Source organism: Citrobacter sp. Ce006, assembly GCF_030336535.1.
Lineage (GTDB): Bacteria > Pseudomonadota > Gammaproteobacteria > Enterobacterales > Enterobacteriaceae > Citrobacter > Citrobacter europaeus.
The window spans coordinates 415,796-440,222 of the sequence record NZ_JAOWDO010000067.1 but is presented as its reverse complement, the minus strand read 5'-3'; the positions used below and the strand labels follow the sequence as shown (position 1 = coordinate 440,222).

22 protein-coding genes are annotated in these 24,427 nt (G+C 53.0%); 9 read left to right on the top strand and 13 right to left on the bottom strand.

The annotated features are described in order from the left end of the window. Positions 1-4 precede the first annotated feature (4 nt). The 5 genes from OGV94_RS25215 (at position 5) to OGV94_RS11160 (ending at position 3,849) form a co-directional block, all read left to right on the top strand. A complete protein-coding gene (locus OGV94_RS25215; protein ID WP_043016280.1) occupies positions 5-937 on the top strand; it encodes an ABC transporter substrate-binding protein in 933 nt (310 codons plus the stop codon). 10 nt (positions 938-947) lie between these two features. Beyond that, positions 948-1,457 carry a GNAT family N-acetyltransferase gene (locus OGV94_RS11175; protein ID WP_043016281.1) on the top strand — a complete coding sequence of 170 codons (510 nt, stop codon included), beginning with the start codon at positions 948-950 and terminating at the stop codon, positions 1,455-1,457. A 9-nt stretch (positions 1,458-1,466) separates the two neighbouring features. Further along, entirely contained in the window at positions 1,467-2,393 is a 927-nt protein-coding gene (locus OGV94_RS11170; RefSeq protein ID WP_286523341.1) for an amino acid ABC transporter permease, read from the top strand. Next, complete coding sequence (locus tag OGV94_RS11165; RefSeq protein ID WP_047411170.1) at positions 2,377-3,150, top strand: amino acid ABC transporter ATP-binding protein; 774 nt, start codon at positions 2,377-2,379, stop codon at positions 3,148-3,150. The genes OGV94_RS11170 and OGV94_RS11165 overlap by 17 nt, the downstream gene beginning before the upstream one ends. A gap of 81 nt (positions 3,151-3,231) precedes the next feature. After that, positions 3,232-3,849, top strand: a complete 618-nt coding sequence (locus OGV94_RS11160; RefSeq protein ID WP_087053346.1) for a glutathione S-transferase family protein — start codon at positions 3,232-3,234, stop codon at positions 3,847-3,849. A 70-nt stretch (positions 3,850-3,919) separates the two neighbouring features. On the opposite strand, the gene OGV94_RS11155 is transcribed toward OGV94_RS11160, so the two are convergent. Both OGV94_RS11155 and OGV94_RS11150 read right to left on the bottom strand, forming a co-directional pair. Next, on the bottom strand, positions 3,920-5,230 hold the full coding sequence (locus OGV94_RS11155) for an MFS transporter (protein WP_043016285.1): 1,311 nt from the start codon (positions 5,228-5,230) through the stop codon (positions 3,920-3,922). 73 nt (positions 5,231-5,303) lie between these two features. Further along, the gene (locus OGV94_RS11150; RefSeq protein ID WP_043016286.1) at positions 5,304-6,500 is read right to left on the bottom strand and encodes an L-talarate/galactarate dehydratase; all 1,197 of its coding nucleotides are present in this window, start codon (positions 6,498-6,500) and stop codon (positions 5,304-5,306) included. 271 nt (positions 6,501-6,771) lie between these two features. Here OGV94_RS11150 and OGV94_RS11145 point away from each other — a divergent pair, with 271 nt between their 5' ends. Further along, the gene (locus tag OGV94_RS11145; RefSeq protein WP_370638287.1) at positions 6,772-7,824 is read left to right on the top strand and encodes a LacI family DNA-binding transcriptional regulator; all 1,053 of its coding nucleotides are present in this window, start codon (positions 6,772-6,774) and stop codon (positions 7,822-7,824) included. A 34-nt stretch (positions 7,825-7,858) separates the two neighbouring features. Beyond that, positions 7,859-8,086, top strand: coding sequence for a tautomerase PptA (gene pptA / locus OGV94_RS11140; RefSeq protein ID WP_043016288.1), 228 nt, complete (start codon positions 7,859-7,861; stop codon positions 8,084-8,086). A 38-nt stretch (positions 8,087-8,124) separates the two neighbouring features. Here pptA and OGV94_RS11135 read toward each other — a convergent pair whose 3' ends face one another. Together OGV94_RS11135 and OGV94_RS11130 are read right to left on the bottom strand one after the other, a co-directional pair. Beyond that, positions 8,125-10,101: an alkyl/aryl-sulfatase gene (locus OGV94_RS11135; protein ID WP_286523338.1), complete on the bottom strand. Its 1,977-nt coding sequence runs from the start codon at positions 10,099-10,101 to the stop codon at positions 8,125-8,127. 214 nt (positions 10,102-10,315) lie between these two features. Continuing rightward, complete coding sequence (locus OGV94_RS11130; protein ID WP_047411182.1) at positions 10,316-10,888, bottom strand: flavin reductase family protein; 573 nt, start codon at positions 10,886-10,888, stop codon at positions 10,316-10,318. A gap of 157 nt (positions 10,889-11,045) precedes the next feature. Between OGV94_RS11130 and nhoA the strand changes: the two genes are divergently transcribed. Further along, positions 11,046-11,891, top strand: coding sequence for an N-hydroxyarylamine O-acetyltransferase (nhoA, locus tag OGV94_RS11125; protein ID WP_047411185.1), 846 nt, complete (start codon positions 11,046-11,048; stop codon positions 11,889-11,891). A gap of 58 nt (positions 11,892-11,949) precedes the next feature. Here the strand turns inward: nhoA and OGV94_RS11120 are convergent, their stop codons facing one another. The 7 genes from OGV94_RS11120 to OGV94_RS11090 form a co-directional block, all read right to left on the bottom strand. After that, positions 11,950-12,156 (bottom strand): PhzF family phenazine biosynthesis protein, encoded by a 207-nt coding sequence (locus OGV94_RS11120; RefSeq protein WP_259651646.1) that lies wholly within the window; start codon positions 12,154-12,156, stop codon positions 11,950-11,952. Positions 12,157-12,162: 6 nt separating this feature from the next. Then, positions 12,163-12,843, bottom strand: a complete 681-nt coding sequence (gene narI, locus OGV94_RS11115) for a respiratory nitrate reductase subunit gamma (RefSeq protein ID WP_003833047.1) — start codon at positions 12,841-12,843, stop codon at positions 12,163-12,165. After that, on the bottom strand, positions 12,840-13,535 hold the full coding sequence (gene narW / locus OGV94_RS11110) for a nitrate reductase molybdenum cofactor assembly chaperone (protein WP_181230424.1): 696 nt from the start codon (positions 13,533-13,535) through the stop codon (positions 12,840-12,842). Before narW ends, narI begins: the two co-directional genes overlap by 4 nt. After that, positions 13,535-15,079 carry a nitrate reductase subunit beta gene (gene narH, locus OGV94_RS11105; RefSeq protein WP_008784807.1) on the bottom strand — a complete coding sequence of 515 codons (1,545 nt, stop codon included), beginning with the start codon at positions 15,077-15,079 and terminating at the stop codon, positions 13,535-13,537. Before narH ends, narW begins: the two co-directional genes overlap by 1 nt. Further along, positions 15,076-18,816 (bottom strand): nitrate reductase subunit alpha, encoded by a 3,741-nt coding sequence (locus OGV94_RS11100; RefSeq protein WP_080625200.1) that lies wholly within the window; start codon positions 18,814-18,816, stop codon positions 15,076-15,078. Before OGV94_RS11100 ends, narH begins: the two co-directional genes overlap by 4 nt. An 86-nt stretch (positions 18,817-18,902) precedes the next feature. Further along, complete coding sequence (locus tag OGV94_RS11095) at positions 18,903-20,288, bottom strand: NarK family nitrate/nitrite MFS transporter (RefSeq protein WP_286523334.1); 1,386 nt, start codon at positions 20,286-20,288, stop codon at positions 18,903-18,905. Between the two features lie 212 nt (positions 20,289-20,500). Continuing rightward, complete coding sequence (locus OGV94_RS11090; protein WP_043016295.1) at positions 20,501-21,079, bottom strand: TetR family transcriptional regulator; 579 nt, start codon at positions 21,077-21,079, stop codon at positions 20,501-20,503. Between the two features lie 117 nt (positions 21,080-21,196). On the opposite strand from OGV94_RS11090, the gene OGV94_RS11085 reads away from it, so the two are divergent. Then, positions 21,197-22,684, top strand: a complete 1,488-nt coding sequence (locus tag OGV94_RS11085) for an MFS transporter (RefSeq protein ID WP_043016296.1) — start codon at positions 21,197-21,199, stop codon at positions 22,682-22,684. On the opposite strand, the gene OGV94_RS11080 is transcribed toward OGV94_RS11085, so the two are convergent. Continuing rightward, complete coding sequence (locus OGV94_RS11080; protein ID WP_043016297.1) at positions 22,685-23,125, bottom strand: GFA family protein; 441 nt, start codon at positions 23,123-23,125, stop codon at positions 22,685-22,687. It abuts the gene before it with no gap. Positions 23,126-23,208: 83 nt separating this feature from the next. Beyond that, a complete protein-coding gene (gene ompC / locus OGV94_RS11075; RefSeq protein WP_043016298.1) occupies positions 23,209-24,303 on the bottom strand; it encodes a porin OmpC in 1,095 nt (364 codons plus the stop codon). Positions 24,304-24,427: the final 124 nt, after the last annotated feature.

Below are 24,427 nucleotides of genomic sequence, written 5' to 3'. Positions count from 1 at the left end.
CGCTATGCAGAAAAAATCACTATTCCTCGCGCTGTCACTGGCTTTCAGCGCTACCGTCTGGGCAAATGAGGTGACGATTAATGGCACGGGCGTAAGCCTGGAAGCGAATAAAGCGCCGATTAATACGGTAAAAAATCCGCAGGCGATTGCGCAGTTGCCAGCAAACCTGCACCTGGCCGTACCGGGCAAATTCACCGTGGCGATTGCCGGGCTCAGCCAGCCGCCGCTGACCGTCTTTGCCGATGACAATAAAACGCTGATCGGCAGCGAGGCGGACATCGCACGTCTGGTGGCTGACAGTCTGGGGCTGGAGCTCAACGTTGTACCCACGTCATGGGAAGACTGGCCGCTGGGCGTCACTTCCGGCAAATACGATGCCGCGATCAGCAATATTACCGTCACCAAAGCGCGCAAAGAGAAATTCGATTTCGCGACGTACCGGAAAGACTCTCTTGGCTTTTATGTCAAAACCGGCAGCAAGCTGAAGAAAATCGATCAGGCGGAAGATATCGCCGGTCTGCGCATCATCGTCGGTTCGGGGACGAACCAGGAAGCCATCCTGCTCGCCTGGAACGATGAGAACGTGAAGAAAGGGTTGCAGCCGTTTACGCCGGTGTATACCAAAGACGATGCCGCGCAAACCCTGGCACTGCAGTCGGGCCGTGCCGATGCCTACTTCGGGCCTAACGTTATTGGCGCGTGGAAAGCCGCGCTCAACGGTAAAACACAATTAGTGGGTAGCGTTGATGGCGGTTGGCCAAAAGCAGCGCATATTGCCGTGACGCTGAAAAAGGACAGCGGTCTGGTTTTGCCAGTACAAACTGCCCTCAACGGGGTTATTGGCAACGGCGACTATGACAAGGTGCTGAATCGCTGGGGTGAAGGGGTGGAACGTATTCCGCAATCTGAAATAAACCCGGCCGGTTTAGGCGACTAAGGAGGTCATCGTGAGCGATAAATTTCGCGTGGTCTCACCTGAAGCCAGCGAACTGCAGCCCATTTTGAACGGTCTGTTCGGTGAATATGCCGCCCGCTATGGCGATTATTTTTCTCGCGACGCTGAAGTAGAACTGACGGAATGGTATCTGGCGCCTCAGGGACTTTTCGTGGTACTGGAGCGCCACGGTGAGATTATCGCCACCGGAGCTTACAAACCTTACGACAAGGACACCGCTGAGATTAAGCGCATCTGGACGAAAAGCAGCCTGCGTCAGCAGGGGTTGGCGGCGCGTGTGGTGCAGGAGCTGGAACGCCGGGCGCTGCTCGCGGGCTACAGCCGGATTTATCTGACCACGGGATTTCGCCAGCCGGAAGCCGTCCGGCTTTACTTAAGTCAGGGCTACGATCCGCAATTTGATACGACGCGCGATCCCGAAGAGTACAGCCTGCCGCCATTTGATGGCCGACTGCGCTTTACCAAACTGTTAACTATCGCCGGTCAGGCCAGAATCGCCTGAGGAGAGAAGATGAAAACGACGGATAGCATTAAAGTCGTACCGGCGCGTTATCCCATGCGCACCGTTGGCGCGGTCATTGCTTTGTTTGTTCTGGCGGTGATTATCCAGTCTGTGGCGTTTAATCCGCGCTGGGAATGGGGCGTGTTTGCCCGCTGGTTCTTTGATCCGGTTATCTTGTCCGGCCTCGGGCAAACGCTGTTACTGACGCTTATCGGGACGCTGTTGAGTATTCTTATCGGCGGTCTGTTGGCGCTGGCACGGCTTTCATCTTCCTGGCTGTTGAACTTTCTGGCATGGGGATACATCTGGCTGTTTCGTTCGTTACCGCTGATTGTGGTGCTGATCGTTTTATACAACTTCTCCTATCTGTACGACACGCTGGCGATTGGTATTCCGTTTACGCCCATTCAGTGGGTAAGTTTTGAGACCATCAATGTGCTCGGCCAGTTTTCCACTGCGGTGATTGGCCTGACACTGGTGCAAAGCGCCTATACTGCTGAAATTATTCGGGGTGGATTTTTAGGGGTTGATCACGGCCAGTATGAGGCGGCGGCAGCGCTGGGTTTACCGGCATGGCGGCGTACGCTGCGGATTATTCTGCCGCAGGCGCTGCGCACCATTTTGCCTGCTGGCTTCAATGAAATCATCAGTCTGGCGAAAGGGACAGCGATGGTATACGTGCTGGCAATGCCGGAGCTGTTCTATACCATCCAGATGATCTACAACCGCACGCAGGAAGTGATCCCGCTGCTGATGGTGGGCGCGGTATGGTATCTGGTGATCACCAGCGTTTTGTCGCTAATTCAGCACCTGGTCGAACGCGCGCTGGCGCGCAGCGAACGACGTTCAGCCATTAATACTGCCCGGGTGAGTCGTGCAGAAAAACGCAGTCGTCAACATCCACAGCAGGAGGCCGTCCATGTCCCACTCGCCTGAAGGCCATATTTCCATTACCGGCGTCAGCAAATACTTTGGCCGCCACAAAGCATTGGATAATGTGTCGCTGGAGATCCCTCCTGGTTCGGTAACGGTCATTCTCGGGCCGTCCGGTTCAGGGAAATCCACACTCCTGCGGACCATCAATCATCTGGAACGCGTCGATGAGGGATTTATTCAAATCGATGGTGATTACATTGGCTATCGTCGGCAGGGAGACACGCTGTATGAGCTGAAAGAGGCGGAAATTTTGCGCCAGCGCGTTAACGTCGGCTATGTGTTCCAGAATTTTAATCTGTTCCCGCACTTAACCGTGCTGGAGAATTTGATTGAAGCGCCCATTGCGCACGGTCTGGCATCGCGAAAAGCCGCCACCGAGCGAGCATTAACTCTGCTTGATGCGGTAGGACTGCGGAATAAAGCCGATGCCTGGTCGCGACATCTGTCCGGCGGTCAGCAGCAGCGGATCGCTATTGCCCGTGCGCTGGCGCTAAATCCGCGCGTTATGCTGTTTGATGAACCGACATCTGCGCTGGATCCTGAACTGGTCGGTGAAGTGCTGGATGTCATTAAAGCACTGGCACAGTCGGGAACCACGTTGGTTGTGGTGACGCACGAGATTGGCTTCGCCCGGGAAGTCGCGGATCAGGTGGTGTTTATGGTCGATGGCAAAATCGTCGAGCAGGGCAGCAGCGAGCAGGTGTTGAATCATCCGCGCCACACACGTACCCAGCAGTTCTTGTCGAAAGTGCTGTGAGTTTCAGGGAAAGATGGGCATGTCTGCATAGGATGTCGAATGCTGCTCTACACTTAGGGTTTTAACTTTGTGGGGTGCAGCATGATTAAGGTCTATGGGGTACCGGGCTGGGGATCGGCCATCAGTGAAGTGATGCTCACACTGGCGGATATCCCTTACCGCTTTATTGATGTGGACGGTTTTGACAGCGATGGTCCTTCGCGGGAGTTGCTTAAAACAATGAATCCGCTATGCCAGGTGCCCACACTAATACTGGAAAATGGCAGCGTGATGACGGAAACGGCGGCGATCGCGCTGATGATCCTCGATCGTTGTCCAGCACTTTCACCACCCGTTGGGCACGCCGAACGCCAGCAGTTTCAGCGTCTGCTGATATGGCTGGTGGCAAATGTCTATCCCACGTTTACCTATGCCGATTACCCACAACGCTGGGCACCGGACGCCCCGGCGCAGTTGAAAAAGAACGGTATTGAGTACCGTAAATCGCTTTATATATGGCTGAACGACCAGCTAAGCGCCGAGCCGTACGCGTTCGGGGAGCAGTTAACGCTGCTGGACGTTTATATTGCCGTTATGCGCACCTGGGGACCGGGTCATGACTGGTTTCAGGACAACACGCCGAATATTAGCGCTATCGCCGATGCGGTTTGTCAGCACCCACGGCTGCGTACTGTACTGAAAAACAATAAGATTATTTAAATAAAAAAAACGCTGTTCCGCAGGAGTGCAATTCCCGGAACAGCGGGCGGACTATCGCCATAAGTTTAAATTACGCAACAGAAGGGGTGAGCGTAATACGATCCAACGGACCCACGATAAACAGATAGGAAACCAGGCCGATCAGCCCCATCGAGCCGACATACAGGATGGCGTAATCAAAGGACTGGGTATTCGCCAGAATGACGCCGATCACCAGTGGTGTGATGATACTGGCCATATTGCCGCACATATTGAATACGCCTCCTGCAATGCCAAGCACTTCTTTTGGTGAGGTATCGCTGAGAACGCACCATCCCAGATTGCCAAAGCCTTTGGCGAAGAACGCCAGACTCATCGCGGCGATAACCACAAATTCTGACGATGTGTAATTCGCGATAACGATGACGCAGGAAAGCAACATCCCACAGATAACCGGCAGCTTACGGGCAATTGTCAGGCTGTAGCCGCGTTTTAAAAGCCAGTCGGAGAAAACGCCGCCCAACAATCCACCGATAAAACCGGCAATGGCAGGGATACTGGCGACAAATCCCACTTTAAGGATCGACATGCCTTTAGCCTGATACAGATAGGTAGGAAACCAGGTCAGGAAAAACCAGGTGATTGACGTCACGCAGAACTGTCCAATATAAACGCCAATCATCATGCGGTTGACGCAGACGCTTTTAATTTGCGCAAAGGTAATTTTCTGTGGCTCTTTTTTATTACCCAGCGATGGTTCGCCACCGCCTTCCCTGATATAGTCAATTTCCTGCTGGTTTACCTTCGGGTGATGCATAGGGTCTCTGACCTTCACCAGCCAGAAAATGCCAAGAATAACGCCAATCGCCCCAATGTAATAAAAAACAAAGTGCCAACTTAGATTATGCAAAATAATCGTCATTAACGGCGTAATAATCCCTAACGAGATATATTGTGCGGCCTGATAGACAGAGGTAACAAAGCCCCGTTCGTTATTAGGAAACCACTGCACGCTTAATCGGCTGTTGGCCGGAAAGGCTGGAGCTTCAATCGCCCCCATCAGTAGTCGTAAGATAATCAATACGACAAGTGGGCTGGCGTACAGATAAATGGTGCCCTGAAACATCGTTACCAGCGACCAGCCAATCAGTGCGCAGCCGTATACCAGACGAGAACCATAGCGATCCAGGAGCCAGCCGCCGGGCAGTTGCATAATGACATAAGAAATACCGAAGGCAGAAAAGGCCAGCCCCATTGCTTCAGGATCAAAACCTAATTCTTTGCTCATAATCGGAGCCACGACGGATAATGTCGCGCGATCGGCGTAATTAAATACGGTAGCAAGAAACAGAAATATCAGAATGCCGTAACGCACTTTTGTACGCTTTATTATTGTGTTCATCACCCACTCCTTTCATAAGGTTGAGAGCGTTTCTGTAGGGAAGAGGGCGGGTATTACTTACCCGCCAAATAAATTAAGGACGTTTACCAAACTCGCAGGTCAATTGTGTCCAGCGGCGCGTCTGCTCGCTGATGCTAAACCCCAGGCCATGACGGTCGGAAACCCACATCCGGCCATCACGCAACTCAAGCTGTTCATTAAATAACGGGTTCAGCCATTCAAAATGTTCAAGCCATGGCTCAAGGGGATACGCTGCGGACAGATGCAGGTGAACTTCCATGGCGAAGTGCGGAGCCAGTTTGCGTCCGTGTTTCGCCGCCAGGTCCATAATTTTCAGGAACGGTGAAATTCCCCCCACACGCGGAGCATCGGGCTGCACATAATCGCTGGCATTTCCGAGGATCAACTGTTCATGTTCGCGGAAGCTGGTCAACATTTCACCGGTGGCAATCGGGGTGTCAAGCGCGGCGGCCAGTTGGGCGTGACCTTCAACGTCGTAGGCGTCCAGAGGCTCTTCAATCCAGATCAGATTGAACTGCTCCATTTTACGTCCCATACGGATGGCGGTTTCCCGGTCCCACTGCTGATTGGCATCGACCATCAGTGGGAAGTCATCACCCAGCGCTTCACGCACCGCGGTTAAGCGACGAATATCCTCAGCGCAGTTTGGTTGACCAACCTTGAGCTTGATACCGCCAATGCCGTTTTCACGGGAAATAACCACGTTTTTAAGCACCTGATCCAGCGGGGTATGCAGGAATCCACCGGAGGTGTTGTAGCACTGCACGGAGTCCCGATGCGAACCCAGCAGTTTTGCCAGCGGCAACCCTGCACGCTTGGCCTTCATATCCCACAAGGCGATATCGATAGGGGAGATTGCCTGAACCGCCATGCCGCTACGTCCCACGGAGGCGCCAGCCCACAGCAGCTTGGTGTAGATCTTGTCGATATCGTTTGGGTCTTCGCCTAACAGGTTATCGGCAATTTCTTTGGCATGCGCATAGATCCCCTGACCGCCAGCCCGCTTTGAGTAACTGAATCCAACGCCTTCAAACCCGTCACGGCTGCGGATCTCGGCGATGATAATGGCGACTTCGGTTAGAGGTTTCTGACGACCGGTCAGCACTTTGGCATCGCTTACTGGTGTTGCCAGGGGAAGGAAAGCGAGGGATAGCTTAACCCATTCGATCCGATCGCCGGTTTCTGCCGCGGTTTTTGCATTGGCCGATTTGGCATAGGTCACGGCATCAGAATTGGCACTTAAAGACATAATGTTCTCTCCTGGTGATAACGAATGATTGCGCTATCATTTTTAATGTTAGCGCAATCACTGTGCCAGTGAATTGACTGCGATTTGAACAATTGCTCACAAATACTGAGAGAAAAGGGTGGTAAATTATAAACGACGTCACATTCCAATACTTTATGGAGAAATGCACAAATCTTTGTGATTGCGCTATCATTTTGAGCGGCGATAATTAACTAAGCTGCTGTTTTCCCTGCATTATCACCGAGCGACGCTGGCAATAGCCCAAATCATGATGAATAATGCCAGGATACATCGGCGATTTTTGACAAGGGCATCGACAGTGAAAAACTCCAGACCTCCGCGCGCCCCCACGCTGGAAGATGTTGCCCGTACCGCGGGATTGTCACCCATGACGGTGAGCAGGGCGTTGAATACCCCGCAGCTGGTGCGCCCGAAAACGGTGGAAAAAGTAATGCAAGCGGTACGCGCCACCGGCTATATTCCCAACGCGCTGGCCGGCGGACTGGCGTCACGACGCAGTAAGCTTATCGCCGTGGTGGTCCCGCAAATTAACAACAATATGTTTGTCGATACCATCCAGTCATTGAGCGATGAACTGGCTGAACGCGGATACCACATCTTACTCTGCGTGTCGGGTTATACGCCGCAAACAGAGGCTGAGCTGGTGGCGACACTGCTTTCTCGCCGCCCGGATGGCGTACTGCTCACCGGCATTCATCATACCGCCGAACTGAAAAAGGTGATTCTTAATGCAGCCATTCCGGTCGTGGAGATCTGGGATTTAACGCCAACACCTATTGATATGCTGGTCGGATTTTCGCATGAAAAAGTCGGGATGGCGGTGGCAGATTATTTGCTGGAAAAAGGCTATCGCCGTCCTGGCTTGCTATGGACAGCCGATCGTCGGGCAGGCCAGCGTAAACAAGGACTGTGCGATGCGCTGAGTCGTCATGGTATTGCCGCTGAGGCTCAGGTGGATGTCCCGCTACCGGCCTCTCTGGCATTGGGGCGCAGCGGATTAGCTCAACTATTGGCTGAAGGCGCTTTTGATGTCATTGTCTGTAGCTCAGATACGCTAGCCCAGGGGGCGATCATGGAAGCCGAAAGTCGTGGTCTGCGCGTGCCGCAGGAGTTAGCGGTTATCGGTTTTGGCGATCTCGATTTTGCTGCCAGTAACCGACCAGCCATCACCACCGTCAGCGTCGACCGACGGGCCATTGGACAACGTGCCGCCTCTCTGCTTGCCGATCGTATCGAACAAATTCCGCGTGAAGACGATATTATTGATGTCGGATTTCACCTGGTTGAACGAGAGTCCGCATAAGTTACCTGCATCCCAAAACATTAAGGAATCTGCTATGCCGCACGTTGATATTAAATGTTTTCCCCGCTCCCTTACCGACGAACAAAAAAATGCGCTGGCGGCGGATATTACCGAGGTCATTATTCGTCATTTGCAAAGCAAAGACAGTTCCGTGAGCGTGGCGCTCAATGAAATTGAGCCCGAGGCGTGGCAGGGCGTGTGGGATGCGGAAATAGCGCCGCAGATGGCAAAGTTGATTAAAAAACCCGGCTACAGTATGTAAGAAAAAACGGGCGGATAATCCGCCCATTTTCGTTGTGATTACGGCGTAACGATGTTGAACCAGAATTCGAACTTATCCATATAGCCGAGCATGGCATCAAGCTTGGTGCCGTCACCGGTTATCTTCACGTCACCGCTGTCTTGCGCCTGTTTTAGCGTCACTTCCTTGAGGATGATTTTGTTCAGCGTGTCGCGATTCAGCGTGACGGTGGCGTCGGCGTCTTTTGCTTCGACATTGGCGGTATGGTTCAGTACGCCATTCTCCAGCTCAAGTTTGTATTTACCACCGTCGCTACCAAGGTCGATGTTAAACACCGACTTCGCATCGCCCGCTTTTTGTCCGTTGATATGCACCGCCAGATAATCGAAGAACATTTCCGGCGTCATGGCGCGAACGGTATCCGGGCTGGCGGTATTCGGGGTTGGGCCTTTGACTACGCCGTTACGCAGCTCTTGCGCCCCGGTAAGATAGAAGTTACGCCACGGGCCGGATTCAGCCTGATACCCCAATTGCTCCAGCGCATCCGCTTCCAGATTACGCGCGGCCTGGTTATTCGGATCGGCAAACACCACTTTGCTCACCACCTGAGCTACCCAGCGGTAGTTACCCTGGTCATAGTCGGCTTTTGCTTTCTGCAAAATGGCGTCAGCGCCGCCCATGTAGTCGACAAATTTCTTCGCAGATTCTTCCGGCGGCAGTTCATCCAGCGTTGCCGGGTTGCCGTCAAACCAGCCGAGATAGAGCACATAGGTTGCTTTTACATCATGGCTCACGGAGCCATAGTAACCGCGGTTAGCCCAGGTGTGGGCCAGTGAGTCCGGCAGCTTAAAGTTTGCGGCGATCTCATCGCGGGTCAGACCTTCGTTAGCCATGCGCAACGTCTGGTCGTTGATGTAACGGTACAAATCGCGCTGGCTTTTCAGCAGGCTTACAACCTTGTCATTACCCCAGGTAGGCCAGTGGTGCTGCGCCATCAGCACTTCTGCTTTATCACCCCAGCGGACAATCGCTTCGTTGATGTATTTGGACCACGGCAGCGGTTCACGGATTTTGGCTCCGCGCAGAGAGTAGGTATTGTGCAGGGTGTGGGTGACATCTTCAGCAGATTCGATCAGTTTCTTCTCTTCGATGTACCACAGCATCTCCGAAGGCGCTTCAGAACCCGGGGCCAGCATGAAATCATAGGTCAGGCCGTCAATGACCTCTTTTTGTCCATCTTTCTCAATGATATTCGTTGGCGCAATCAGGGTAACGGTTCCCGCAGAAGTTGTGGTTCCCAGTCCCGCGCCGACCTGACCTTTGGCATCAGGTTTTAGCAGGTTGCCGTACATGTAGCTCGCGCGGCGGCTCATGACGTTACCTGCCATGATATTCTCAGCGACCGCAGCTTCCATAAATCCGGCAGGCGCATAAATTTTCACTTTGCCCGCTTTAACGTCGGCTTCATCAACAACGCCGCGTACGCCGCCGTAATGGTCAACGTGGCTGTGGGTATAAATCACCGCGACAACCGGTTTTTGACCGCGGTTTTTAAAGTAAAGATCCATCCCGACCTTAGCCGTTTCTGCAGAAACCAGCGGGTCAACGACGGTAACGCCTTCTTTACCTTCAATAATGGTCATGTTCGACAGATCGAGGTTACGAATCTGGTAAACGCCATCCGTTACTTCAAATAGCCCGCTGATGTTGATCAACTGGGACTGGCGCCACAGGCTCGGATTTACCGTATCCGGCGCTTTATCGCCTTCTTTGATGAACGCGTATTGCTGCGGATTCCAGATAACATTTCCCTCTTCACCTTTGATCACTTCCTGCGGGAGTGGAGCGATAAAGCCTTTGTGGGCGTCGGTAAAGTCGGTGTTATCGGAGAATGGCAGTTGGTTGTATAGCGCGTTGTTGGCTTGTTGCGTGGAGGCGGTGGCGTCTTTGGGAGCTTCAGCGGCCATAACGGGAACAGATAACGATGTGAGTAACCCAGCCAGTATAAAACTCTGTGCGATTCTATTAAGTTGCATCGTAAAACCTCTCTGACACTTCATAAGTACAGTTGGGGGATGCTGCTTTCACGGATAATGTTTTGATTAGATATTTGCGTTAGTGCAAGATTAACTATAATTCACGCGAATGATTCAGCAAGGAAGGAGGGAGAATTTATCTGATTGGTTTTTCAGCAGTTTTAAGAAAACAGTTGCGGATGACAGCGGAGAACTGCCATCCGTTGGCAGAGTATCATTCACCAGCGATAAAACGCTTCCCGCTGGAGACAAACGTTCCGGCTCCAAGGTGATGCAAAGTATTGAGCTTGCCATCATCAAACTGCCAACGTCCTTCGACGAAGGCTCTCTCATCAGCGGCAGCCGAGACGACTTCCCCAAACAGCGTGTCATATTTTTCTAGTGCCGCAGTGGCCGGCAACAGGCGACACTCCATCCAGGCCAGGCATTTCGCTTCTATCAGCGGTAAACCCAGGACCGGTCCTTGCACTACGGGAATGCCGTAGCAGTTGAATTTATCTTCCGCTCGACCAGAAACGCTGCCTACGGCCCAGGTCCAGTTGACGGCGGCAACGCCCGGGATAACGATGCCGAATTTACCGCTACGTTCGATTAGTTCACGTGACCAGGCGGTCTTATCAACAACAATTGCTACCCGCGGTGGTTCAAACTCCACGGGCATTGACCATGCCGCTGCCATCACATTTCGCCGCTCGGTATGCTCATCCCGGCTGGTTATCAATATCGTAGGACCGTGATTGAGTAGCCGACTGGCGTGTTTTAATTCGATCGGACGAAAATGGCTCATGGATGCTCCTTGGCTGAGAGATAACACACCACAATAAACATAGATATTAACGGTATTAGCGATTTTGTCGCCTCACCAGGAGGAACAACGCACAAAATCGACGGCGTAAATTTAAAAATGCGTTATAAGTACTGCATTAACCGAACAGGAACTCCGTATGACGCCTTTTTTAACCGCTTATTTTGCCCGTATTGGTTGGTCAGATTTGGCCTGGGTCGACATTGAAACCTTACGAGCGCTGCATTTATTGCACAACGCCGCCATACCTTTTGAAAACCTGGATGTATTGCTGCCCCGTGAAATGCAGCTTGACGATTTGTCGCTGGAAGAGAAGCTGGTAACGGCGCGTCGCGGCGGTTATTGCTTTGAACAGAACGGAGTGTTTGAACGAGCGCTACGTGAGATCGGTTTTAACGTACGCAGTCTGCTCGGGCGTGTGGTACTGGCAAATCCGTCAAGCCTGCCGCCGCGCACGCATCGTTTGCTGCTGGTCGAGTTACAAGGAGAACAGTGGATTGCCGACGTTGGCTTCGGCGGGCAAACGCTGACGGCGCCGATTCGTCTGCAGGCTAACATTGAGCAGAAGACGCCACACGGCGAGTATCGGCTGATTCAGGAGGGTGAAGACTGGATCCTGCAGTTCCGTCATCATGAACACTGGCAATCGATGTACCATTTCGACCTGGTGGTACAGCACCAGAGCGATTATCTGATGGGCAACTTTTGGTCTGCTCACTGGCCACAATCGCATTTTCGCCATCATCTGCTGATGTGTCGTCATCTGCCTGACGGCGGGAAATTAACATTAACCAATTTTCATTTTACCCATTATCAGGATGGACACGCGGTGGAGCAGATTAATCTGCCGGACGTCGCCAGCCTGTATGCTTTGTTGCAAGAACGTTTTGGACTAGGCGTGGATGATGTGAAGCATGGGTTTACACTCGGTGAGCTGGCGACGGTCATGGCGGCGTTTGATACGCATCCGGAGGCGGGAAAATAGGGGCATCGTAAGTCATGCCGGATGCGGCGTCATCGCCTTATCCGGCTTACGGAAATGATTAAAAATCTATTGCCCATTCTGCGTGAAACAAGATCACCGCCGAACCGGTAATGGTGACTTTTTCCGGCAGGTTTTCACGGATAGTCACCGTTACATCAACAATCCCGTCACGCCCGAGCGCGCGGCCCTGATGTCCCTGAACACGTAACGTTTTCCCATCATGCGCCATCCAGGCCCGGTAAGCGCAAGCGCTACCGGGCAGCAGAGGAAATTAGCGGCGGGAACGCACTATTTGGTAGCGACGGGTAAAGTACTCAAACGGCGCACTCCAGACGTGGACCAGGCGAGTGAACGGGAACAGCAGGAAGATTGTCATCCCAAGAACCAGATGCACACGGAAAATCAACGCCACGCCATCCAGATGCGCAGACGCGCCGCCCTGGAAGGTCACCACCGACTGCGCCCAACCGACCAGTTTCAGCATTTCACTGCCGTCTGGATGTTGCGCAGAGAACGGGATGGTGGTTAAGCCGAGGATACACTGAATCAACAGAACGCAGAGGATCAGAATATCGGCGGTGGAAGATGTCGCACGAATACGCGGGTTGGTCAGACGGCGCACCAGCAAACCTGCGCCACCAACCAGCGTTAGCACGCCGCATAGCCCACCGGCAATCATTGCCATCTGTTGCTTTACCGCAATCGGCAGGAACCAGGCATACATCCAGTGCGGCGTTAACATGCCGAACAGGTGTCCGAAAAAGATCCCCAGAATGCCGATGTGGAACAGATTGGACCATAATACCATACCGCGTTTGTCCAGCATCTGGCTGGAAGAGGCGCGCCAGGTGTATTGCCCGTAGTCATAGCGTAGCCAACTGCCGAGGATAAACACCGTCCCACACAGGTACGGGTAGATATCGTAAAAAAAGACGTTCAGGTACTGTATCATTTCGGGCCTCCCGCGCTGACGTCGACATACTGCGGCGCCACGTCCTGGCTAAAGCGTCGTTGATAGTTTTGTAACGGTGAACTGTCGCAGGCGGTGGCGTTATCTTCGATAAACTTCACCTGTTCCTCTTCCCAGACTGCATCCAGCGCCTGACGGGTATCATCGCGGGTTTCCGCGCCAACCTGTTTGGTGACACTGTCACTTGAAAGAGGGCTTCCGGCAAGCAGCAGCAGGGCGTCGAACAGTTGATACCACGGTGTATCGCGCTGTTTTAAGCGCCCACCCAGTAACGCCAGAATCGGTGCGACGTTCTGCAGTCCTTCTTTGGCCTCGGCCTCCGGCAGCACGCTCAGATACTCCAGATACAACGGCAAATGATCCGGCAGTTCGCGGCAGTCAAGCTGTAGCCCGACCTTTTCGTACTGCGCCAGTAGATCAACCATCGCCTGGCCCCGATCACGGGACTCGGCGTGGACGTGTTCAAACAACAGCAGAGAGGTGGCCCGGCCCCGGTCGAATATTTCGCACCATTCGGCTTGTTTATCCAGCAGTGGGGCATTGAGCAACCCCTGGCTAAATTCGGTAAGCATAGGGGCATCGCTGGCCACAAGCGCCAGCGCGTCGTCTTTACACTCCCACAGCAGCTCGTCGGGATATTCCATAAGCAGGCCGATAACCTTCAGGATTTGCATTATTCCCCCTCCGCTTTATCGCGCACTTCGGTGATGTCGATGGCATCAATACGACTGCTGTTAAACAGGTTGAATTTGGTATCTGAACCATGGCAGCCGTCACCAAAGGTAAACCCGCAACCATTTTTCTCCGGGAAGGCGTCACGCGCCATTTCACGGTGACTGGTTGGGATCACGAAGCGGTCTTCATAGTTGGCGATGGCCAGATAGCGGTACATCTCCTCAACCTGCTCAACGGTCAGACCCACTTCCTCAATCGCGCGGGTGTCCGTCACGCCTTCGACGGTTTGCGCGCGCATATAGTGGCGCATGGCCATCATCCGTTTGAGCGCGCGTAGCACCGGACCGGTATCGCCTGCGCTTAGCATGTTGGCGAGGTACTGAACCGGAATTCGCAGTGATTCAACCGCAGGAAGAATGTTGCCATTGTGCGGCAGTCCGCCTGCGTCAGCGACCGACTGAATCGGTGACAACGGCGGAACATACCAGACCATCGGCAGGGTGCGATATTCCGGGTGCAGCGGCAGCGCCAGCTTCCAGTCCATCGCCATTTTGTAAACTGGCGAACGTTGGGCCGCTTCGATGACGTTGTGCGGAATACCTTGTTTTAACGCTTCTTCAATGACCGCCGGGTCGTGCGGATTAAGGAACACATCGCACTGACGCTCATAGAGATCGGTCTCATGCTCGGTGCTGGCCGCTTCTTCAATACGGTCGGCGTCGTACAGCAATACGCCGAGATAACGAATACGTCCAACGCAGGTTTCCGAACATACCGTCGGCTGGCCAGACTCAATACGCGGGTAGCAGAAAATGCACTTCTCAGACTTACCGCTCTTCCAGTTAAAGTAGATTTTTTTGTACGGACAACCGCTGATGCACAAGCGCCAGCCGCGACATTTGTCCTGATCGATCAGCACGATGCCATCTTCTTCACGCTTATAGATAGCACCACTCGGGCAAGTGGCGACGCAACTTGGGTTCAGGCAATGCTCACACAAACGCGGCAGATACATCATGAAGGTGTTTTCGAACTGGCCGTACATCTCCTTTTGCATTTTCTCAAAGTTACGGTCGCGGGCGCGTTTTGAGAACTCGCCGCCCAGCAGCTCTTCCCAGTTGGGCCCCCAGATAATCTTGTCCATCCGTTTACCATCGATCAGCGAACGTGGGCGTGCGGTGGGCTGATTCTTGCTTTCCGGCGCGCTATGCAGATGCTGATAATCGTAGGTAAACGGTTCATAGTAGTCGTCAATTTGCGGGATCACCGGGTTGGCGAAAATTTTGGTGATTACGCCCATCTTGCCGCCCAGACGCGGTCTTATTTTGCCGTTAACATCGCGAACCCAGCCGCCTTGCCACTCTTCCTGATCTTCCCAGTTCTTCGGATAACCTATACCCGGTTTGGTCTCGACGTTGTTAAACCACGCGTATTCCATCCCTTCACGTCCGGTCCAGACGTTTTTGCAGGTAACGGAGCAGGTGTGGCAGCCGATGCACTTATCCAGATTAAGAACCATGCCTACCTGTGAGCGTATTTTCATTTTTTCGCCTCCTGTACCTGATCGCGACCTTCATCATCCAGCCAGTTAATATTTTTCATTTTTCTAATCATGATGAACTCATCGCGGTTAGAGCCGACCGTGCCGTAATAGTTGAAGCTGTATGCCAGTTGCGCATAGCCGCCAATCATATGCGTGGGTTTTGGGCAGACGCGGGTGACCGAGTTATGGATCCCGCCACGCATTCCGGTGACTTCCGAGCCGGGGATATTCATGATTCGCTCCTGAGCGTGATACATCATGGTCATTCCCGGCGGCACGCGTTGACTCACCACTGCACGCGCGGTAAGCGCGCCGTTGGCGTTGAAGGCTTCAATCCAGTCGTTATCCTCAATGCCCAACTCTTTGGCATCGGTCTCGCTGATCCAGACAATGGGTCCGCCACGTGACAGCGTCAGCATCAGCAGGTTTTCGCTGTAGGTAGAGTGGATCCCCCATTTCTGGTGTGGGGTCAGGAAGTTGAGCGCTTTTTCCGGGAAGCCGTTAGGCGGAACTTCGCGCATTTCGCTGACGCTGCGGGTATCAATAGGCGGGCGATACGCCACCAGACTTTCACCAAACGCACGCATCCATGCGTGATCCTGATACAACTGCTGGCGACCGGACAGGGTACGCCAGGGGATCAGCTCATGGACGTTGGTATAGCCAGCGTTATAAGAGACATGTTCACTTTCCAGCCCGGACCAGGTAGGGCTGGAGATGATTTTGCGCGGCTGGGCCTGAATATCGCGAAAACGGATCTTCTCGTCTTCTTTGTTCAACGCCAGATGCGTATGGTCGCGTCCGGTCATCGCCCCCAGCGCTTCCCAGGCTTTCACCGCCACCTGACCGTTCGTTTCCGGCGCCAGGGCAAGGATCACCTCAGAGGCATCCAGCGCGGTGTCAATTAGCGGTCTTCCTTTCGCCGGACCTTCGCGCTTGGTGTAGTTAAGCTTGCCGAGGAAATCGACTTCCGCCTGGGTATTCCACGCTATGCCTTTCCCACCGTTGCCGAGCTTGTCCATGAGTGGACCAAGTGAAGTAAAGCGTTCGTAGGTGGCAGGGTAGTCGCGTTCCACAACGGCGATATTGGGCGCCGTTTTCCCAGGAAGAAGATCGCATTCGCCTTTGCGCCAGTCCAGAATGTCAAACGGCTGCGCCAGCTCTGCCGGGGAGTCGTGTTGCAGCGGTTGCAATACCACATCCGTTTCTTGTCCAAGATGTCCGACGCAAACTTCAGAGAATACTTTGGCGATGCCTTTATAAATTTCCCAGTCGCTCTTCGATTCCCAGGCGGGATCGACCGCCGCCGACAGCGGATGAATAAACGGATGCATATCCGAGGTGTTCATATCGTCTTTTTCATACCAGGTAGCGGTTGGCAAAACGATATCGGAGAACAGGCAGGTGCTCGACATACGGAAATCGAGCGTGACCAGCAGATCAAGTTTGCCCTCTATCGCCGCCGACTGCCATTCAACCTCTTCAGGTTTGATACCCTCGCTTGAGCCAAGCGCTTCCCCCTGGATCCCGCTTTCGGTACCCAGTAAATACTTGAGCATGTATTCATGCCCTTTACCGGAGGAGCCGAGCAGGTTAGAGCGCCAGACGAAGAGGTTGCGCGGATGGTTGCTACCGCTATCCGGCTGCTCGCAGGCAAAACGAATATCCCCCGATTTCAGCGCCTGGGCGGTGTATTGCGCAGGAGACAGCCCCGCCTGTTCGGCTTTTGCTTTTACGGTCAGTGGGTTGAGGTTAAGCTGCGGCGCGGACGGCAGCCAGCCCATCCTTTCTGCACGCACGTTAAAGTCAATCAAATGTCCGGTAAACTTAGACGCATCGGCCAGTGGAGAGAGGAGTTCTTGCGCGGTGAGTTTTTCATAACGCCACTGGCTGGAGTGGTTGTAGAAAAACGAAGTGCTGTTCATCTGACGGGGTGGTCGGTTCCAGTCCAGCGCAAAGGCCAGCGGTAACCAACCGGTTTGCGGTCGCAGTTTCTCTTGGCCCACATAGTGCGCCCAGCCACCGCCGCTTTGCCCCACGCATCCACAGAACACGAGGATGTTAATCATGCCACGGTAGTTCATATCCATGTGATACCAGTGGTTGACGCCAGCCCCGAGAATGATCATCGAACGGCCATGCGTTTTATGCGCCGTATCGGCAAACTCGCGGGCGATTTGTTCGATATGACGGCGTGGCACGCCGGTAATTTGCTCGCCCCAGGCAGGGGTATAGGCTTTCACTTCGCTGTAATCTTGCGCGCTATGAACGTCATCCAGACCACGGTCGAGGCCGTAATTCGCCAATACCAGATCATAGACGCTCACCACCGGGCAACGGCTGCCATCGGCGAGGGTAAGATGTTTTACCGGCAGTTGACGGATCAGCACCGGTTCTTGTTTTACGCTGCGAAAATGCGGGTTTTCATTTCCGCCAAAATAGGGGAATGCCACGCCGGTCACTTCATCATGCTGACCGAGCAGCGAGAGAGTAAGCTCAGTTTCCGCGCCAGCCGCCAGGGGTTCCAGGTTCCATTTGCCTTGCTCACCCCAGCGAAAACCGATAGATCCGTTCGGGACAACCAGTTCGCCAGCACTGTTAAAGGCTACCGTTTTCCACTCCGGATTGTTGCTTTCACCCAGACCATCGACAAGGTCTGAGGCGCGCATCATGCGTCCAGGCACATAGCTGCCATCTTCCCGGGCATCCAGTAAAACCAGCATCGGCATATCGGTATAGCGACGACAGTAATTGAGGAAATAATCGCTGGGATTGTCGAGGTGGAACTCTTTCAGGATGACGTGGCCCATTGCCATCGCCAGCGCACTGTCGGTGCCTTGCTTAGGTGCCAGCCACTGGTCGCACAGTTTAGCGACTTCCGAGTAATCCGGCGTAATGGCAATCGTCTTGGTGCCCTTGTAGCGTACTTCGGTGAAAAAGTGCGCATCCGGGGTACGGGTCTGCGGCACGTTAGAGCCCCAGGCGATGATATAACTGGAGTTATACCAGTCGGCGGATTCTGGCACATCGGTTTGCTCACCCCAGGTCATTGGTGAGGCGGGCGGTAAGTCGCAGTACCAGTCATAGAAACTCAGGCAGGTTCCGCCCAGTAGCGAGAGATAGCGTGTACCTGCAGCATAGGAGACCATCGACATCGCAGGGATCGGGGAGAATCCAGCCACGCGGTCCGGGCCATAGGTTTTCACTGTCCAGACGTTAGCGGCGGCAATCAACTGATTAAGCTCTTTCCAGTTGGAGCGGATAAAACCTCCGCGCCCGCGTACCTGCTTGTAGCTCTGGCATTTTTGCGGGTCGTTCATAATGGATTCCCAGGCCAGCACCGGATCGGGCTGGCGGGACAGGGCATCGCGCCACAGTTCTATCAGACGTTTACGCACCAGCGGATACTTCAGGCGGTTGGCGCTGTAAAGATACCAGGAATAGCTGGCGCCGCGCGGGCAGCCGCGGGGTTCATGATTTGGCAAGTCAGGGCGGGTTCGTGGGTAGTCGGTTTGCTGCGTTTCCCAGGTTACCAGTCCATTTTTGACGTAGATTTTCCAGCTGCATGAGCCGGTACAGTTAACACCGTGGGTAGAACGCACAATTTTGTCGAACTGCCAGCGCTGACGATAACTGTCTTCCCAGTCCCGGTTGGTGTGCATCACTTGCCCGTGCCCCTCGGCAAACGTATCGCCCTTTTGTTTAAAGTAGCGAAAGCGGTCTAACAGTTTACTCATGACATAACTCCTGCTTCGATAATATTGCCGACGGTGAATCGAACTCCCGGCCTGGCCGAATGTCCGATCCTGCGGTATCCATTTCGTTATTTTTTTTGTGATTTACGGCCATAGACCAGCCAGGTCACCAGCACGCAGACGATGTAAAACACGAGGAATATTTTCATGGCACCCACCGGAGAGCCGGTCAACGCCAGTGATGAGCCAAACGCTTTAGGGATGAAGAAGCCCCCTACAGCGCCAATGGCTGAGATGAATCCCAGGGCGGCGGCGGTATCGGTTACCGCTTCACGTTGAGCCTGCTCTTCGGTACCACCATGCAGCTTCACCCGGTAAATCGTGATTTTGCGAAAGATCACCGCAATCATCTGGAAGGTCGACCCGCTTCCCAGACCCGCGGTCAGGAACAGGCCCATAAACACCAGGTAGAAAGCGACAAAGTTCCCTTCGCCTGATCCTGGCAGGGTGAGAAACAACAGGGCGCTAAACAGCGCCATAAAGATGAAGTTAATTAACGTGACGCGTACTCCGCCGAACTTGTCAGAGATAACGCCGCCCGCCGATCGCGCAAGCGCGCCGATGAAAGGGCCGAAGAACGCCAGTTGCAGGATATTCACGTCAGGAAACTGGGTTTTCGCCAGCATGGCAAAACCTGCAGAAAAACCGATAAATGAACCGAAGGTGGCAAGATACAGCAGGCTTAATAACCACAGATGAAAACGCTTGAGGACCGGTAATTGGGAAGCGATCGAAGCCTTCGAACTGGCAATGTCGTTCATTCCCATACCTGCCGCCACGGTGGCTATCAGCAGTAACGGCACCCAAATCCATGCGGCATTGGCCAGCGACAATAACGAGCCGTCAGCTTGCGGTACGCCCTGAACGCCCAAAAAGGTAAAGATGGGCAGAAAGATAACCAAAGGCGCAATCAACTGCATTACGCTGACGCCGAGGTTGCCGAGACCGCCGTTCACGCCTAACGCACTGCCTTGCTTCGCTTTGGGGAAGAAAAAGCTGATATTGCCCATGCTGGAGGCAAAGTTAGCGCCAGCAAAACCACACATCAGCGCAATAATAATAAATACGCCAAACGGAGTAGCGGTATTTTGCACGGCAAATCCGAGCCAGACGCAGGGAATAATCAGAATGATCGTACTAAAAATGGTCCAACGGCGCCCACCAAATATAGGTACCATAAAGGAGTAGGGAACGCGCAATATTGCACCAGAAAGAGAGGGCAATGCCGTTAATAAAAACAGTTGGTCGGTGGTGAAATTAAAGCCTATTTTATTCAGATTGACGGCAACGGCGCTGAACAACATCCAGACGCAGAAAGCAAGCAGCAAGCAACTCAATGATATCCATAGGTTTCTGCGTGCAATGTGCTTGCCTTTGTTTTCCCAAAAGCCGGGGTTCTCTGGTTTCCAGTCAGTTAAAAGATAACGATTATTTTTCTCATTTGATGATGACATATTATTCTCCATGCACATGCCGTTCATGAAAAAGAAATAAACGCATGCAGCGCCGCGCGGCTTCTTTTTAGAAACTATTGAAAAGTTTTAGGAATATTGACTGAAAGAATAGATAAAAAAGCGCAATAACGCGGCGTGATGGGAGAATTACACGTTGCTTAAGTGTTACCAATTGTAAACATAAAAGATGTATTGTTAATTCATCTATTGCGTCAAATAAATAACTCCAGCGTAATCATACGGTCAAGATGGCGATCGAATGCAGGATCGGCCATTTCCTCAATGCCTAATATGTACATACCATCCAGACCGCAGACCAATGCGATTAAGCGCCAGGCTACGTCGGCGGCATCTGGGGTGGAGGAAAACTCACCGGCTTTCTGTCCCTGAGTGATGATGTTGGCGGTTTCTTCGTGCCACATCCGCATGGTCAACAGGTAGGCGCTTTTGATTTCTGGATCTTTACCCGCCACAACCTGCGCTTCACGCCATAGCTTAATATAGGGTTCGAATCCGCCATCTTCGCTGCCCAGCATGGCATGCAGTCGCTCACGAAAACTGGCATTTTCACTGACCAGTTCCGCGTCGAGCAGGGTACGGATCAGACGTACAAATGCCTGGGATTTAAGTTCGCCGGCAGAGGCAAAGTGGTGGTGTAGTTGGCCCGTTGCCACGTGTGCTTCAGCTGCAATGCGTCGCACCGTCATCGCGGTAAACCCTTCCTCAAGCGCGACACGCATGGCCGCCTGCAGAATAACTTCCCGACGTTCATCCCGATTCAGATAGCTCATCTTTCCTCCTGTACCCGTGTATCACGCAGTCTAACAAAAAGTTGGACATATGTTCAATTTTCCGTAGGATCGCTCAAGTTGGACATGTGTCCAGTTTAAGTTTCGTTAGGGAGTTTTATGTTTCGTCAGTGGTTAACGTTAGTCATTATTGTGCTGGTCTACATCCCTGTTGCGATTGATGCAACGGTGCTGCACGTTGCCGCGCCCACGCTGAGTATGACGCTGGGTGCCAGTGGTAACGAGCTGCTGTGGATCATTGATATTTATTCCCTGGTAATGGCCGGTATGGTATTGCCAATGGGCGCGCTGGGCGATCGCATCGGCTTTAAACGCCTGCTGCTATTAGGCGCTGGACTGTTTGGTCTCGCATCGCTGGCGGCCGCTTTTGCCCACAGTGCAAGCTGGCTGATAGCCACCCGGGCGGTATTGGCGATTGGCGCGGCGATGATTGTGCCGGCAACGCTTGCGGGGATTCGCGCCACGTTCGCAGAGCAACGGCATCGTAATATGGCGCTCGGCGTCTGGGCCGCGGTCGGTTCTGGCGGTGCGGCATTTGGCCCACTCGTTGGCGGGATGCTGCTGGAGCACTTCTACTGGGGATCCGTGTTCTTAATTAATGTGCCGATTGTCCTGGTGGTAATGGCCTTAACTGCACGCTTAGTGCCGCGTCAGGCCGGACGTCGCGATCAATCGTTAAATTTTGGTCATGCGATAATGCTGATTGTCGCCATTCTGCTGCTGGTCTACAGCGCTAAAACCGCCCTGAAAGGGCATACGGCGACCGTTGCGATCGCGCTGACGTTGTTAACCGGCGCTTTATTGTTGTGGCAGTTTGTCCGTATCCAGCTAGCTGCTTCCCGCCCGATGATTGATATGCGGTTGTTCACGCATCGCATTATCTTAAGCGGCGTAGTGATGGCGATGACCGCGATGATAACTCTGGTAGGGTTCGAGTTACTGATGGCTCAGGAGCTACAGTTTGTTCATGGTTTAACGCCTTATCAGGCGGGCCTTTTTATGCTGCCGGTGATGCTGGCAAGCGGCTTCAGCGGACCGATTGCCGGCATGCTGGTGTCACGTCTGGGATTACGGTGTGTGGCCACGGCGGGTATGGCGCTGAGCGCTGTGAGCTTTTACGGTCTGGCGATGACGGATTTCAGCACTCAGCAGATTCAAGCCTGGATATTAATGGCGTTGCTCGGTTTTAGCGCGGCGAGTGCGCTCCTGGCCTCAACGGCGGCTATCATGGCGGCAGCTCCGGCAGAAAAAGCCGCAGCCGCGGGCGCCATTGAGACGATGGCTTATGAACTGGGCGCCGGGCTTGGGATCGCTATCTTTGGTTTGCTGTTAAGCCGCAGCTTTTCAGCCTCGATTCTGCCGCCAGTTGGCCTTAATCCGCAGGAGATAGAACGAGCCTCATCGTCAATGGGTGAGGCGGTGCAGTTGGCGCATTCGCTCCCATCGTCGCTGAGTGAGGCGTTGCTGTCGGCTGCTAAAGAAGCCTTTACCTGGTCGCACAGCGTAGCCTTAAGCAGCGCCGGCAGCATGCTTATCGTATTAGCGGTAGGAATGTGGTTCAGTCTGGCAAAGGTACAGCGTCAATAACTAATGAGCTAAATGACAGGGGTAATCCATTTCTTCGACTTCTTTCCCACTGAGTCGAGCGTATTGCCCCGTCAGTCTCCAGAATGCGGGCTGCGTTTCCGTATAGATCTCTGCCGCTAACACCAGGCGGCGGCGATCTACCTCATTAAGCTCCAGCAGCGTCCACGGCACAAAATAGCGATCGCTGCCCGTCAGGGTAAACCACAGCGGGCACCCGCAACCAGAACAAAAGAAACGTTCACCACGATTTGAAGAAGGAAAGTGCGCAGGTTCTGCTGAATCTGGCGACATCAGCGGATGAGTGCTGGCTTCCAGATACATAGCGATGCCGCCCGACCACTTCTGGCACAGGGTACAATGGCAGGCATAGACATCCAGCATTTCGACGTCGACGGTAAAATGACTCTGTCCGCAAAGACAACGACCAGTGAATGTCTGCACGGCATACTCCTTATGACCGAGTCTACATTAAGAGAAAAAGCCAGCCCTGGAAGGACTGGCTTTTTATTCAGGCTACAACAAAATTAGAACTGGTAGTTCAGACCAACAGCCACGATGTTGTCAGTGCTTACACCGGCAGCGCGGGTGAAGTTGTTGTCGTCCAGCAGATTGATTTTGTAATCAACGAAGGTAGACATGTTTTTGTTGAAGTAGTAGGTAGCACCCAGGTCTACGTATTCAACCAGATCCTGGTCGCCGAAGAATGCAATGTCTTTACCTTTGGATTTCAGGTAAGCGATGGACGGACGCAGACCGAAGTCGAACTGGTACTGAGCAACAGCTTCAAAGTTCTGTGCTTGATTTGCAATACCGTTGATCTTACTACCGTTAACAGTACCACCAAAGGTAGTCATGTTACGGGTTTCAGAGTAGGTAGTTGCCAGGTAGATATTGTTCGCATCATATTTCAGGCCAGCAGCCCAAACTTCAGCGTTCTTACCGTCAGCTTTGAACAGACCATTGTGGTTGTTCTGAGAATCAGTACGGTCAGATTTCGCATAGGTTGCACCTACACCGAAGCCTTCGTACTCATAAGTGGTAGACAGACCGAAGCCGTCACCGTTAGCTTCTTTGTCGTTGCTACGGGCGTTTTTACCCTGGTACTGCAGGGCAAAATTCAGACCTTCAACCAGACCGAAGAAGTCGGTGTTACGATAGGTTGCAACGCCAGTAGCACGCTGGGTCATGAAGACGTCAGTCTGGGTCCAGGTATCGCCACCGAACTCTGGCAGAACGTCGGTCCATGCGCCGATGTCGTATGCTACGCCGTAGTTACGACCGTAGTCGAAAGAACCGTATTCAGCGAATTTCAGGCCAGCGAATGCCAGACGAGTTTTGTCTGCTTCGGAACCCTGATCTTCAGAACGGTTGCCCTTGAATTCATATTCCCACTGACCGAAACCAACCAGTTGGTCGTTGATCTGGGTTTCGCCCTTGAAGCCCAGACGCGCGTAGGTTTTGTCGCCATCGCTGCCGTTGTCGTCAGAGAAGTAATGCTGAGCGTGAACTTTACCGTAGATATCCAGTTTGTTTGCGTCTTTGTTATATACCTCAGCTGCGTTTACCGCACCTGCCGCCAACAGGCTAGTCACTGCCACTGCAACTAATTTAAGTTTCATTCTAAATAATCCTTATAATTTTTTCTTGGTGTGTTTCCTAAACCATTGCTAAACGAAGGGGTTCGTCAATGGCAAACTATTTTTAAATGACGCAGTGGTATAAGTTCAATAATAAGTTTCATAT

Coding starts and splice junctions, on each gene's coding strand:
- OGV94_RS25215 (WP_043016280.1), top strand. CDS start 5: ATGCAGAAAAAATCACTATTCCTCGCGCTGTCACTGGCTTTCAGCGCT.
- OGV94_RS11170 (WP_286523341.1), top strand. CDS start 1,467: ATGAAAACGACGGATAGCATTAAAGTCGTACCGGCGCGTTATCCCATG.
- OGV94_RS11165 (WP_047411170.1), top strand. CDS start 2,377: ATGTCCCACTCGCCTGAAGGCCATATTTCCATTACCGGCGTCAGCAAA.
- OGV94_RS11160 (WP_087053346.1), top strand. CDS start 3,232: ATGATTAAGGTCTATGGGGTACCGGGCTGGGGATCGGCCATCAGTGAA.
- OGV94_RS11155 (WP_043016285.1), bottom strand. CDS start 5,230: ATGAACACAATAATAAAGCGTACAAAAGTGCGTTACGGCATTCTGATA.
- OGV94_RS11150 (WP_043016286.1), bottom strand. CDS start 6,500: ATGTCTTTAAGTGCCAATTCTGATGCCGTGACCTATGCCAAATCGGCC.
- OGV94_RS11145 (WP_370638287.1), top strand. CDS start 6,772: ATGAATAATGCCAGGATACATCGGCGATTTTTGACAAGGGCATCGACA.
- pptA (WP_043016288.1), top strand. CDS start 7,859: ATGCCGCACGTTGATATTAAATGTTTTCCCCGCTCCCTTACCGACGAA.
- OGV94_RS11135 (WP_286523338.1), bottom strand. CDS start 10,101: ATGCAACTTAATAGAATCGCACAGAGTTTTATACTGGCTGGGTTACTC.
- OGV94_RS11130 (WP_047411182.1), bottom strand. CDS start 10,888: ATGAGCCATTTTCGTCCGATCGAATTAAAACACGCCAGTCGGCTACTC.
- nhoA (WP_047411185.1), top strand. CDS start 11,046: ATGACGCCTTTTTTAACCGCTTATTTTGCCCGTATTGGTTGGTCAGAT.
- narI (WP_003833047.1), bottom strand. CDS start 12,843: ATGATACAGTACCTGAACGTCTTTTTTTACGATATCTACCCGTACCTG.
- narW (WP_181230424.1), bottom strand. CDS start 13,535: ATGCAAATCCTGAAGGTTATCGGCCTGCTTATGGAATATCCCGACGAG.
- narH (WP_008784807.1), bottom strand. CDS start 15,079: ATGAAAATACGCTCACAGGTAGGCATGGTTCTTAATCTGGATAAGTGC.
- OGV94_RS11100 (WP_080625200.1), bottom strand. CDS start 18,816: ATGAGTAAACTGTTAGACCGCTTTCGCTACTTTAAACAAAAGGGCGAT.
- OGV94_RS11095 (WP_286523334.1), bottom strand. CDS start 20,288: ATGTCATCATCAAATGAGAAAAATAATCGTTATCTTTTAACTGACTGG.
- OGV94_RS11090 (WP_043016295.1), bottom strand. CDS start 21,079: ATGAGCTATCTGAATCGGGATGAACGTCGGGAAGTTATTCTGCAGGCG.
- OGV94_RS11085 (WP_043016296.1), top strand. CDS start 21,197: ATGTTTCGTCAGTGGTTAACGTTAGTCATTATTGTGCTGGTCTACATC.
- ompC (WP_043016298.1), bottom strand. CDS start 24,303: ATGAAACTTAAATTAGTTGCAGTGGCAGTGACTAGCCTGTTGGCGGCA.